Raw genomic sequence first — 12,564 nt, 5'->3', positions numbered from 1 at the left:
AAGGAGATTAAAAATGAGTATCAGAAAAACCACCGAAATGCTTCTTTCAGGTAAATTCGTCTGCGCAGTCACCTCTCCGGAGGCCTTTAACGATCTCAGAAATCCGGAAACCTTCGAAACAGTCAGCAGTCTGCTGCGCCCGCTCAACAGAAAAATCAGTCATACCAAGGGAGGCAACGCCTTCTACGCCTCATGGCTCAATCTTGACGACAACAGCGACCGCGACTCCATTTCCAGAGAATTTGAAGGACTGCGCAATCAGCTGCGTCCGGTCATATCCTTCGTACTGGAACTTATGGACTGCGATCTCAGAGACCATCCGCTGAACGTCGGAGACATTATTTCCGAAGCGGAAATCGTCACCATTCTGGAAAACAACAATTTTCTTAACGAACGCAATGTGGCTCTGCTGCGACTGCTTACCACCAAGCATGCAAGCGCACCAGTTCCGACTCAGGTCAAATTCATTTTTGACCACATGAAAAAATTCGGAATCATTGCCGAAACCATTGAGGGAAGCAGACGCTTCCAGTTCACCGGCAAGCTTGAATATATCTACGAGGTTCTTGAATACATCAACAGCCGTGAACAGATTCTGGAAAAAAATGCCGACGAGCAGCAGTTAGCCGTACAGGGAGACATCTTCAATGGCTAGCGGTGTTAATCAGAAGGTCGGCAGTACCGAACTTATAAAAAGATTTCTGAGTTCCCTGAATCAGGGAGCTGAGCTTATAACTGCCGCCTACAGCGGAAATCTGGAGGAAATTCCGGAGGAACAGAGCAACATCTTCTCCCAGCTCAAGGGACAGAGGGTTCTGATGCAGATTCAGGGCAAGTACAAGCTGAACCCGAACCTGACCTCCATGCTGAACTATCTTCTGGCTCACAGCAACTCCCGTCATATTGAGATTGACCTCATATCCCGTCTGAAGACTCTCGACAGAATTATTCTGAGCTACCTTGAACACAGACAGGCAGGCGAGGATTCCCTGGCTGAAGAGGTTCTCGGTGACATAGAACAGATGACCTTCGACATAACCTTCACCGCTCAGGATGCCGTATACAGTCTGGCCAACAGAATTCAGACCCAGTTCGGTTTTGTTCGCAGCATAAAGGACAAGATAACCGAAAACGAAGCCGCCATAAACACGGCAACCAGACTGGTGGACAATTTCACGGCCTTCACCTTCACCCACATGATGGAATTCATCAATCAGGATACCCCCAACAGTCCCCTTTTCGGGATTCTGTGCAGCGGCCTGCTCAATGAACTCGCCAACTGTCAGAGAGACCTGAACGTGATTCTGATTCAGCTCAGAAACATGCTGGCCACATTCAGAAGTGAAGTACATAAAACAAATATTCTCAAGGCTTTCCACGAACACTACAGCAAAAATCCGGACTATCAGCCGAAGAACTACGCCGATTATGAAAAACCGGATGAACTCTTCATAAGAGCCGCGGACATAGCTCCTGAAGGCTCGGCTCACGCTGACATGAATTCAGACAGCGAAAAGTACAATGAAAGCCTAAGCGTTCTTGTAAGTGAACTGAACAGAAAGGATGCATCCGTACCAGAAAGAACAGATACGCTGGATTCATCAGGAGGTCTTGACGAGGCACCGGAAATCAAATCCGAAGCCATTGTACTGGATGACATAACGGAAGATCTCACGGCCCTGTTCCGCAGATGCATCAGCACCGGACAGCCTGTAAGCGCCACTGAATACCTCCGTGAACATGGGCTGTCCCACATTCCGTCCCACTGGCTTTTTGCCGTTGGTGCCTTCTATGAGGACATGCCTCCTGAAAACCGGAAGTATTTCGAATGCAGTTTCATAGGTCACAATCAGTACCATGAAATACTCGGAGAACTCGGTGAAAATCAGATAGGTGATAAAATACTCGAGGATATCGTAATCAGTACCAGAGGATTATAAATATCCGTTATGAGAACTAAGGATAAGACTGCAAAACTGAAGCCATAAAAACAATAAGAAACATAATTCACGAGAATCAAACTTAAAGGAAACATGAACAGACAAAATGACTAATGAGATAAATAAGAAGATGACGGTTCAGTCCGGCTTTAAAGCAATCGGAAGCCATCTGTGCACCGCTTTTGCCACTTTTTTTGCGTCCACCGCCATTGGTATGGCCATCCTTGCCATCGGTCGAAAAATATTTCTGGAAACCTTCGGACCTACGGCCATCCAGCAGATATCCGAACTGGAAAAAATTACCTTCATTCAGACATCACTGCTTTTTGATGCCAAATTCTCATCAACCATATTTCTGCCGGTTCTCATATCAGGCATACTGCTTTTCATTCCACGCCTGAAAAAATACTATCCGAAGACCACCTGCATATTCAGCTACGCGGGCATCATGCTGGTATTGGGACTAACCGTTGTACAGCATTACTACTACGACACCTACAAACAGGCCATCAACACCTTTATCTTCTCTCTTTTCAAAGAAGATCCAGGTGCAGTGCTGTTCACCATCATCAAGGATTATCCGGTGCTTCCGGCTCTGTTTCTAATAATTCTGTTTCTTCTGGTTTACTATCCTGTTTTCAAGTACGTCACCGCATTTTTCAACTGGGTATTCAACGGTATTTTCCGGAAACTCGATAAAGCCGGAATCGTACTGTTTCTGATCCTTCAGGTTTTTCTAACCGTATTCATTCTAAGAGGTTCCCTCACAACCTTCCCTCTCCGTCAGGACAATCTGAATGTGTCGAGAAATACGATTATAAACATCGCCACAGGTAACGGTCCTGCCCATTTCTACTGGGCATACAAGTGGCACAAGAAGGAAGGAAAGAAGCCGTTCGTAAGTGCCCGGGATCTGGTCATGAGTTACCTGAACAACGGCATGGAAACTACCACTGACAATCTTACCGCACCGCTTACCGTAAAAATTCCGGAAAACGAATTTCTGGATAAAAACAAGCCTGACGTGGTTGTTGCCATTATGGAAAGCATGAGTACCCACATGCTGCTTCTTGACAATCCTAAGATTGGAGTTGACGTCTACGGCAGTTTCAGACAGCATGCCGAAAGTGATTTTCTGTTCCTTAACTTTCTGTCTGAAGGCAACGGTACGTCAGATACTCTGATGAGACTCTTTACCGGAGCTCCGGACATGAACCTGTCCACCTCCTCAAACTATGACAAGAAGTTTTTCCTGAATAGTGTCAGACCGTTCAGAGAACACGGCTATCACGTAATATTCATCACCAGCGGCCGCAGCTCCTGGAGAAATATCGGCAACTTTCTTACCGCCCAGGGCGTGGATGAAATCATTGACGAAAACGGCATTCGCGAATTATTCCCTGAAGCCACCTCCGGAACATGGGGCATCGATGACGAATACCTGTTCAAAACTGCCTACAGAACACTCACCAGAAAGCACGACAAGCCACTGCTGATATTCATGCTGACCATTACCAACCACCCTCCGTACAGAGTGCCTGATAATGTAACTCCGCAGACGATCCCTCTTCCGAAGGAAATTCTGCAGAGATTCCCGTATGACAATACCGAAACCATCTTTGCGACATTCAGATATGCCAACAATTCGCTCGGCAATTTCATTTCCGAGGTAAAGAATAATCCCCGGATGGCTGAAAAGACCTTTATTGCCGCTACCGGAGACCATAATTTAAGAGGCATCGGCTACAGCAACAGAGTTGACGAGGTTATTCTAGGTCACAGTGTGCCTTTCTATATCTATATGCCGAAGGCTTACCAGAAGGCGACAGGTGTAAGCTATGACTATCACAGATTCGGTTCACACAAGGATGTAATGAGTACCCTTGCAAAACATGCGCTTTCAGGAGGGAAGATGCTGACTACCGGCTGTGACATGCTTAGCGATACCGATATATGCAACTACCCGTTCAGCTATAATGATGAAGTGGGAATCTACAAGAAAAACTCAAGCTATATGATAAGAAACAGTAACTCTGAAGAATACATAGCCTGCTTCATCAGAAATCCTGAAATCAGCTATAAGAACGTTCTGCTGAACACGCCGAGAACTACCGGACTTCAGGCGGATCCTTCAAAATTCAGTAATACGGAAGAACTGTGCAACGATATCGAAAGTTACGATCAGCTGGTTCATGATATCTATCATTACAACATTACTCTGAAGGACAGAGAAATCTCCCGGTAAAAATTATATCTTCATTTCATCTGTATAGTGTAAAGAGCTCCTGCCGGTTAACGGACAGGAGCTCTTTTTGACGGTAATTAACACTAGAACAATATAATTACACCGAAAAGCAGAACAGTAACAAATAAACCAGCAACAGCTGAAACAATGTATGCTGCTATTCCAGGCGGCTCTATTGTTACATATTCTCCTTTTGCAAGACGTCTAATCAATAACTCTACTGATATAAAACGCCAGAGGCAGTAAAACTTGAAAAACACCATTACAAATACAAACATAGCGCAGGCAATTAGTATTAATAGTGTCGCATTAAGAGACAGGTCTTGCCATAAAACAGATTTTTCCGTAATACACAGTTCAATGATCAAAGTAAAAAAGCTCATAACCAGCAGAACCCTGAATATTTTTTCAAGACCTTGACCCATTTTAACGTGATGCGGTAAATTAACACTTTCAAAGAGATCTCTGACTTTTTCAGCAACAGGAAAAGAAAACATAATCAGTACTATAAGCAGTACATTGCCTATAACCACGCTAAAACCTGTATTTCTAAAAACAATGGGAAGCAGAATGTATGCACTAATCAGTGATGTTATTTTCGATAAACTATTTAAAACTTCCTGAAACGCAGTATTTACCTACTTACCGCACTCAGGACAAAATTTGACAGGCACACTTATTTCTGAATTACAGAAAGGACAATTCATAAAACACACACTCCTAATCAGGGGATCAAACAGAAAGTTCTCACCGCGAAAAAATACATGACAAATCATCACACGACACATAAAAAGCCTCAGAATAACGGATATTCTGAGGCTCTACAGATTATATAAGAAAATTTCTAAAGTTATTTTTTCTTCTGCTTCTTAACCTTGCTTTCTCTTACAACCGCTTCGTCATAAGGAGCAACGGAATCACGAACGATGAGGTCAGGAATAAACTTGAGATCCTCTCTGGTAAATTCAACCACTTCATGAAGATCGAACTTCTTTTCGTAACTCTTGTTTGTTTCCTTTTCCTTGCGTTCTTCATATTCTTCACGCTCTCTTGCATAAAGAACATTCAGAGCAAGCTTTGCCGCTGTCTCACCTACTTCTTCAATCGGATAACGGACGGTGGTAAGTTTCGGCTTGATGTAGTTGGTGATAAGGTTGTTATCAAAACCGATGGCACTCACTTCCTCCGGAACACTGATATTGTTCTCGGTAAGAGCACTGACAGCACCTACTGCCATGGCATCGTTATAGGCAACGAATGCGGTAAATCCGACATCTCTCATCAGCAGAGATTCAATGGCATTGTGACCGCCGTTTTCGTCCGGGAATGCAAGACTTACGAGATCATTGTCGAACTCAATGCCTGCATTGTTCAGGGCACGATGATAACCGTCCATACGGTCTTTGGCATCCTGATTGTTAACTTCATCGGAAGCGATGTACGCAATTCGCTTGTGTCCCTGCTTGATAAGGTGGTTTACGGCTGTTTCCATGCCGGAGCTGATATCAACCCATACGCATCTGTCTTCTAAAGTAGGAACAAGACGGTTAACAAAAACGATAGGAACATCTGAACGGGCAATTTCAATCAGTTCCTGATCACTCAAAGCCTTTGAATGAACGACAAGTGCATCGCAGCGTCTCAGAAGAAGAGCCTCGATACTGTTCTTTTCACGATCATGTTCATGCTTGCCTGACATTACGATAACGAACTTGTTGGCAGGCAGAATCACATTTTCAATACCGCGCATCATCTGGGCAAAGAAAGGACCGCCGCACAGGTCACCTACGAGCACACCTATGCAGTTTGATTTCTTGTTTACCAGAGCCTGAGCGAAGCTGTTAGGCTGAAAGTTGAGATCTTCCATAGCCTTCATTACTGCTTCAACCTTGTCAGGTGAAACTTTTGATGATTTGTTTATAACTCTTGATACTGTTGATATGGACACGTTAGCTAAACGAGAAACATCTTTTATTGTAGCCATACATCACCTAAAAAGTTAACCTTAAAGGTTAACATGCGTACTAATCAAAATTAAAAACCTAAACCCAATTATACTATAATGATTATAGTAGAAAATTAATGAAATGCGACAAATATTGCAGGTAGATCTGAAATATTTCAAAATATCTTGACCGATTGCCTATTTTTTAATATTAAAACAACATAAAATATACAAATGTTACTCTAAAAAGACTTTTTAACTGATAATAATCAGCTTTTTCCGAAAATAATCAACATATTTTTAATTCATGATATTCCGGCCTAAATAGGTTTTTCACTATCAGTTTTCTTCATCAGATAACGGCCGAATACAAATTTTTCAGCCGTCATGCGAAACAGAAAAAATATTTTGAAAACGGCGGGAAAGTACCGTTAGTAGCAGTTCTCCTTCTCGCTGTCGTAGATGAATACAGGATTCTGTACTCCGAGCAGATGCTGGTACATATAATCGTACAGCACCACCTTCTGTACATAATTTCTTGTTTCATTGAAAGGAATGTTTTCAACGTAGGTTGCCAGATCTCTGCATACACCGTCTGAACTCTGCCATCTTACAGCTCTTCTCGGACCGGCATTATATCCTGCCGACGTGAAAATTCTGTTTCCGCCGAAATCACTCAGAAGATCCTTGAGATAAGCCGTTCCAAGAACAACATTCACCTCAGGCTTAAGCAGGTCAACAGGTTTGCTGTAGCCCACTCCGTGTTTTCTGCTGACTATTTTGGCGGTTTCAGGCATGATCTGCATCAGTCCCATGGCACCTACCGGTGATTTGGCCTTCGGATTCATCATGCTTTCCTGACGGGTAATACCGTACATGAATGTAAGTGAAACCTTCTGGGCATCAGACTGAGTGCTGTAAATTTCCCTGTATGTTACCGGGAAACGAAGTGAGAGCACGTCCCAGTCTTTCTTGTAAATTGACTCCCACAGGGCCAGGTCATAGTAACCGCGTTCCGCCTCGGTCTTTGCAATATATCTGGCATCATCAACGGTAGCCTGATTCATCAGTTCCTTCCATTCAGTTCTCAGCCCTTTTCTGTCACCGAGAAACTCATATTCGGTAAAGCGCAGATATGCCGGATACTTTTCAATAAAACCGGCTCTCTGTCTGATGTTCACTGAAGGAACTGCAACCTCATTGATAACATACGGAGCCCCCACCTTGTCGGCGGCCAGATAACCGTAGAAGCTTCTCACGCCGGCAAGCTCCTTCATTATTGCTCTGGCCTCTTCCTCACGGCCAAGATTTTCAAGAGCAACGGCACGCCAGTATCTGTAGTTATCCTCCTTCAGAGTTTCAGCCGGAAGACGGTTCAGATATTTGTTCAGAGCGATGTAATCACGGTTCCAGATTGCCAGACGGATACGCTGTTTGAACATATCCTCATTTCCGAGTGATGGAAGTTCAGAATCAATAAAATCCATAGGCAGATCGTCTCTTTCAAACAGCAGGGAAATAATTATCGCCTTCTTGATGTCCCTTATATCCTTTTCGGAAGGATGATACTTGCTGATGAAAGACTGGAAATCCTTAAGTGCTCCTCTCGGTTCCACTCTTCCGTATCTTCTGAACACCGCAGTGGCCGCGGTTTTCTGTGTTACCGGAATGGCAGCGTATCCTGCCGGATTGGCATAATACTTACTCATAAGCTTCAGAGGTTCACTGTATGCCTTTGATTTATGAAGCATGCGGGCCGCCGTCTGATAAATTCCCTGCTTGTTGCGGGTCCAGTAAGCCTCATAGACACGTGAATATATGTCGGCCTCTGTCATGGCTCCGGTAGCCACCAGAACCGACGCAAGTCCCATACAGCCGGCGTTCAGAGGTTCTGCATGAGTGAATTTATTCTTAAGAAATGCCACCGCATTGTGTCTGTTGCCGGTCTTATACTGAGCCTTCAGCCACAGACATTTCAAATCCTCGCTCTGAGGAATGGAAGGAGAAACCGACAGAACGCCTTTGTAGTCGGCATTGTTGTCGAATTTCTGAATATAGTAGCTTTTAAGACGAGCTGAAAGAACGTCATGCTGTCCGGAGTTTATGAACTTCCGGATCTGATTCATGTCCGCACCGGGTCTTTTAAGCATCAGATATTCAATATTCACTGCCAGAGGATAATCGGAAAGATCGTTTACGAGAATACTTTCCACTTCAGCGTATTTTCCGGCACTGTATGCGTCAAGGGCATTCAGATATGCTTCACGCTGCTTTTCAAATCTGGTGTAGTCATAAACCTCGGCTTCTGGAATAGGTTCCGATAATAAAACCGGTACATCAAGCTTGGCCGTATCTTCTTCAAATGACGGAGGAATGTCGGCTTTGGCACATGAACTCAAAATGGCGGACTGCACAATGGCAGCTATAACAAAAACGATATTTTTTACGTAATTCTTCTGTTTCAACATATCTCTATAAATCGACCGATTACTTAGGCTAAAGAACAACAAAAAATAAGAGAAAGCGACTGTCAGTCAATCGTGCGCATATTAAAAATTCATTAGAATGGAACACATATAAACAGTAACAATAAGACAAATAAATTTAATACTGATTATCATCACCTGTTTTTTGAGGCTGTTCCACTCTGTTTTTTTCCCGTTATAAACACCATTAAATTATAACAATTTAAAGCAAAAACCCAAATTTTATTTACAAAAATTTTTGTCAGATCAGAAAAAAAAGGCAAATGGTAAAGCAGGTAATTTCCGGTCATTATTTCAGGTAACACATTTTTGATAAAATACTAAATTTTAAATAACCATATATCAATAAAATATAATTATATCAGTATATGCTTTAATATGATAATTTTTTGACCAAAACAGAAATTTCAGGCAGAAAAAAACAGTCGTAATGTTCCGCCATCAGAAAAAAGAGAGGACTGAAAAACAGTTATGACCAGAGGAATCAAAAAAATGCCGGAATTTAATCCGGCAGAGTATTAGTAAGAATCAGAGATCCAGAGGAACCTGCCAGCATATAGGTTTTTTACCGTGAGCCACCAGATATTCATTGCATTTTAAAAAATGATTACAGCCGAAAAACCCCCTGTAGGCACTCAGCGGACTCGGATGAGCGCTTGTCAGTACAAGATGGCGGTTCTGATCCACGCATCTGCATTTTTTCTGTGCATGCGATCCCCAGAGCATAAATACGGTATGTTCAGTGTATTCATTGATTTTCTCAATTACCACATCGGTAAAGGTATCCCATCCGATGCGTCCATGGCTCTGAGGCTGACCTTCTTCAACGGTAAGGGTATTGTTCAGCATGAACACCCCCTGCCTTGCCCAGCTTTCAAGATAACCGTGTTCCGGAATGGTGAAACTGTCACCGTATTCATTTTTAAGTTCCTGGTAAATGTTGCGAAGAGAAGGAGGAATTTCAACTTCAGGTCTTACCGAAAAGCACAGACCATGTGCCTGATAAGGCCCGTGATACGGATCCTGACCGATAATAACCACCCTTAAATCTTCAAGAGAAGTGTATTTAAAGGCATTAAACACATCCGCTCTCGGAGGATAAACATTAACACCAGAAGCTCTTCGCTGCTCCACATAAGCCAGAATCGACTTAAAATAATCCTTATCCTTTTCCGGACCTAACACATCATGCCAGGAAGTCATAAATAAGCTCCTAAGACCATGCGGGCTCCCCCCCATGGGAATGAGAAAACAAGTATAATACCGCAGAAAGAATATCATCAATAGATATATTAAGCAACAAAGAAGGACAGGTGTTTTTTCACGCAGGCAGAAGGCTGTTGAATTATTACCACTGCCTGCCACCATACCGGAGACGTACATTCATTTTAAACGTCTGAGCGTATTTTCAGGACAACGTTCCTCCTTGCGAAAAACCCCTGCCATGTATCATTTTTAACCGATTTGCGTGCTACATCTTATAAAACATAAACAAATAATCTTATAATGAAAAGAATGTATCTGATTTTTTTGTATATGAAATCAATATCATTTTACATATTTAATAAAGAATATATATATACAACATTTGAGAATACAGGCCAGGTCAGTCCGCTTAATCACCATCACTCATGACTGAACTCGAGTCTGAAGGTAATAACACAGTCTGCTGACACTCTGCGAATGACGGCCTTTACTTCACTGATTCCGCCCATCGCAGAAAAGGCTGTGACAATCAGAAAGAGAAAACAAAATGGCTACGACAAATAGTAACGACATCAACATTTCTCCAAGTCTCTATTACAGACTCAGGGATGAAAAGCTTCTTAATCCCAAAGAGGAACAGAAGCTGGCGGAAATAATCAAAGACAGCAACCGCAATATATGCAGTTTCATAGCTGAAGCCATTTTTATCGTTAAATTCATTCTGGACAAATACGATGCCATGCTGGCGGCAAGTGACAGGAACGATAAGGAAGACGGAAAGATTCTTATCGAAAAACTTATTATCGGATTTACTGAAACAGATGCCAGAGTCTCCGTAAAAAAGAGTGAAAATAAAGATGACGAAACCGGCGATTCAGCAGAGATAGTGATTCCAGGTAATGAACTGCAGGAAACAGCTCCAAGAAAATTCGCCGAGCTCAGAGAACTTTACGGCAAAACCGTCAAATCAATAAAAACAAAAGGAAAACAGGACGAGAGCACCATAAATCTGCAGAAGCAGCTCCGTGAGCTTATCAGCACCTTTATTTTTACCCCTTCCCTGTTCAACGAGATTATCGCTCATATCAATCTGCAATTTTCACGTGTGCTTGAAATCTGTCACTGCTTCAGAGAGATACTTATCGATAAACTGAAAACAGGCACCAGAAACTTCAAATCCATGAATCTCAACAGAAATCTCAGGAACGTTTCCGTACCGAAAGAGACACTGTACTGGATTGAATCCATGGACGACCTTCCGGGCAAGACCGTAAGCAGACTCGAAAAATTTCCGGAAATGGCCCGTGCCGTGAAAAACTCCCTGCACAAACTCAAGCAGCTGGAAAGATTTACTTTTCATGATATTGCAGACATCATCAATATCTACAACAACATCAAAAAGGAATTCTCCAGAGGTATTGAAGCCAGAAACATCATGATTCAGGCCAACATCAGACTGGTAATGTATGAAGCCAGAAAATTCAACAAGGATGATGAAACATTCAATGACCTGACCCAGTATGGCATTTTAGGTCTTATCAGAGCCATAGAAAAGTTTGACTACACCATGGGATTCAAACTTTCCACATATGCAACCTGCTGGATTAAGCAGTATATGAACAGAGCCCTGAACAATGATTTCAAGTCCATCAGGCTTCCTGCAAACAAAGAGGAGAAGCTGAAAAAAATCAAACGTTTCAGCGTGGATTTCTACAAGAAAAACGGCCGGGATCCGAAAAATACGGAAATAGCCGAAGCTCTGAATATTTCTGCAAATGAAGTATCCAAACTCAAATTCTATGCCGTTCCCACCATATCACTGAACGAATCCGTAAACCATGAAAATAACGGTGATGAACTGTACATAGAGAATGTATATCATGTTGATGATCAGGAAACGCCTGAAGACAGCGTGGAAACGCAGAACATGAACGAAAGCATCAGCAATGCTCTGGAAATTCTGCCTGCGCAGGAAAGAGACGTTCTGCGAAGACGTTTCGGCATTGGCAAGTTTGATCCGCAGACACTAGATGAAATCGCCAAACTGTACGGAGTCAAAGCTGAAAGAATCCGTCAGATTGAGGAACAGGCTCTGAGACGTCTGAAAACCAATTCCAGATTTGAATTTCTCCGCGACTGGATAGGAAGCATAAAATAATCGGTTCTTTAAGTAATCGTCTATGCGTAAAATATAAATATTGCAGAAGAAATCTTTCGCAAGAAAGACGCGCTGTTATACTCATGAAACAGGAAAGTATGTCATTTTTTCGTACCTTCACTGTATAAATCCCTCCTCAATCACCGGATTGTGTACTGCATTGCATAACCGTAAATTCTCATGCAGAATCATATTATCTACAAATAAAAATGAGAAAAACAATAATCATGGGAATGATAAATCTTAACTTTTCATAAAAGTTCCACTACCCCATAAACGTACCTCCCAAATATATCTCCAAACATTGCAGATTCAATATGTTCAGGTCTTGTTGTTCAATAAAAATTATGGTATCCTTTAGTGTAACGGTTACACTAAAGGATATAACTAATGTATTACGATTTTTCCGTGCCAGTTCCAAAGGAAAAAGGGAAGATTCTCTTCAAGAAAAAAGGTAATTCTTCTTATGTTTTGTATGAATATGAACGTGAGTACAAAAAGGATAAACAGTATGTGATCCCAAAGCGTTCTATTATTGGCAAATTGCTGTCTGATAATTCAGAACGAATGTTTCCCAACGAAAA

The 12,564-nt window shown here is 42.3% G+C and carries 9 protein-coding genes; 5 read left to right on the top strand and 4 right to left on the bottom strand.

From position 1 onward, the window contains the following. Nucleotides 1-13 precede the first annotated feature (13 nt). The 3 genes from T489_RS0108030 (at nt 14) to T489_RS0108020 (ending at nt 4,185) form a co-directional block, all read left to right on the top strand. Nucleotides 14-655: a hypothetical protein gene (locus T489_RS0108030; protein ID WP_031579541.1), complete on the top strand. Its 642-nt coding sequence runs from the start codon at nt 14-16 to the stop codon at nt 653-655. Continuing rightward, on the top strand, nt 648-1,940 hold the full coding sequence (locus tag T489_RS0108025) for a hypothetical protein (protein WP_031579540.1): 1,293 nt from the start codon (nt 648-650) through the stop codon (nt 1,938-1,940). Before T489_RS0108030 ends, T489_RS0108025 begins: the two co-directional genes overlap by 8 nt. Before the next feature lie 106 nt (nt 1,941-2,046). Next, nucleotides 2,047-4,185 (top strand): LTA synthase family protein, encoded by a 2,139-nt coding sequence (locus tag T489_RS0108020; protein WP_031579539.1) that lies wholly within the window; start codon nt 2,047-2,049, stop codon nt 4,183-4,185. 83 nt (nt 4,186-4,268) lie between these two features. Here T489_RS0108020 and T489_RS0108015 read toward each other — a convergent pair whose 3' ends face one another. The 4 genes from T489_RS0108015 to ung all read right to left on the bottom strand — a co-directional run bounded on the left by T489_RS0108015 (nt 4,269) and on the right by ung (nt 9,855). Continuing rightward, nucleotides 4,269-4,718: a hypothetical protein gene (locus tag T489_RS0108015; protein WP_031579537.1), complete on the bottom strand. Its 450-nt coding sequence runs from the start codon at nt 4,716-4,718 to the stop codon at nt 4,269-4,271. 317 nt (nt 4,719-5,035) lie between these two features. After that, a complete protein-coding gene (locus T489_RS0108010) occupies nt 5,036-6,169 on the bottom strand; it encodes a LacI family DNA-binding transcriptional regulator (protein WP_084155467.1) in 1,134 nt (377 codons plus the stop codon). A 392-nt stretch (nt 6,170-6,561) separates the two neighbouring features. Further along, nucleotides 6,562-8,598 (bottom strand): transglycosylase SLT domain-containing protein, encoded by a 2,037-nt coding sequence (locus T489_RS0108005; RefSeq protein ID WP_084155466.1) that lies wholly within the window; start codon nt 8,596-8,598, stop codon nt 6,562-6,564. A gap of 546 nt (nt 8,599-9,144) precedes the next feature. Beyond that, a complete protein-coding gene (gene ung / locus T489_RS0108000) occupies nt 9,145-9,855 on the bottom strand; it encodes a uracil-DNA glycosylase (RefSeq protein WP_255326988.1) in 711 nt (236 codons plus the stop codon). 514 nt (nt 9,856-10,369) lie between these two features. On the opposite strand from ung, the gene T489_RS0107990 reads away from it, so the two are divergent. Together T489_RS0107990 and T489_RS15465 are read left to right on the top strand one after the other, a co-directional pair. Next, nucleotides 10,370-11,980, top strand: coding sequence for a sigma-70 family RNA polymerase sigma factor (locus T489_RS0107990; protein WP_031579532.1), 1,611 nt, complete (start codon nt 10,370-10,372; stop codon nt 11,978-11,980). Nucleotides 11,981-12,370: 390 nt separating this feature from the next. Further along, nucleotides 12,371-12,564, top strand: a 194-nt coding sequence (locus T489_RS15465) for a hypothetical protein (protein WP_037319296.1), incomplete at its 3' end; no start/stop codon positions are given.

This window comes from Ruminobacter sp. RM87, assembly GCF_000701925.1.
GTDB lineage: Bacteria > Pseudomonadota > Gammaproteobacteria > Enterobacterales > Succinivibrionaceae > Ruminobacter > Ruminobacter amylophilus.
The sequence above is the reverse complement of the archived record's forward strand: the minus strand, read 5'-3'. Positions and strand labels throughout refer to the sequence as shown.

Excerpts from the sequence above, each read along its gene's own strand:
- T489_RS0108030 (WP_031579541.1), top strand. The coding sequence starts at position 14 with ATGAGTATCAGAAAAACCACCGAAATGCTTCTTTCAGGTAAATTCGTC.
- T489_RS0108025 (WP_031579540.1), top strand. The coding sequence starts at position 648 with ATGGCTAGCGGTGTTAATCAGAAGGTCGGCAGTACCGAACTTATAAAA.
- T489_RS0108020 (WP_031579539.1), top strand. The coding sequence starts at position 2,047 with ATGACTAATGAGATAAATAAGAAGATGACGGTTCAGTCCGGCTTTAAA.
- T489_RS0108010 (WP_084155467.1), bottom strand. The coding sequence starts at position 6,169 with ATGGCTACAATAAAAGATGTTTCTCGTTTAGCTAACGTGTCCATATCA.
- T489_RS0108005 (WP_084155466.1), bottom strand. The coding sequence starts at position 8,598 with ATGTTGAAACAGAAGAATTACGTAAAAAATATCGTTTTTGTTATAGCT.
- ung (WP_255326988.1), bottom strand. The coding sequence starts at position 9,855 with ATGGGGGGGAGCCCGCATGGTCTTAGGAGCTTATTTATGACTTCCTGG.
- T489_RS0107990 (WP_031579532.1), top strand. The coding sequence starts at position 10,370 with ATGGCTACGACAAATAGTAACGACATCAACATTTCTCCAAGTCTCTAT.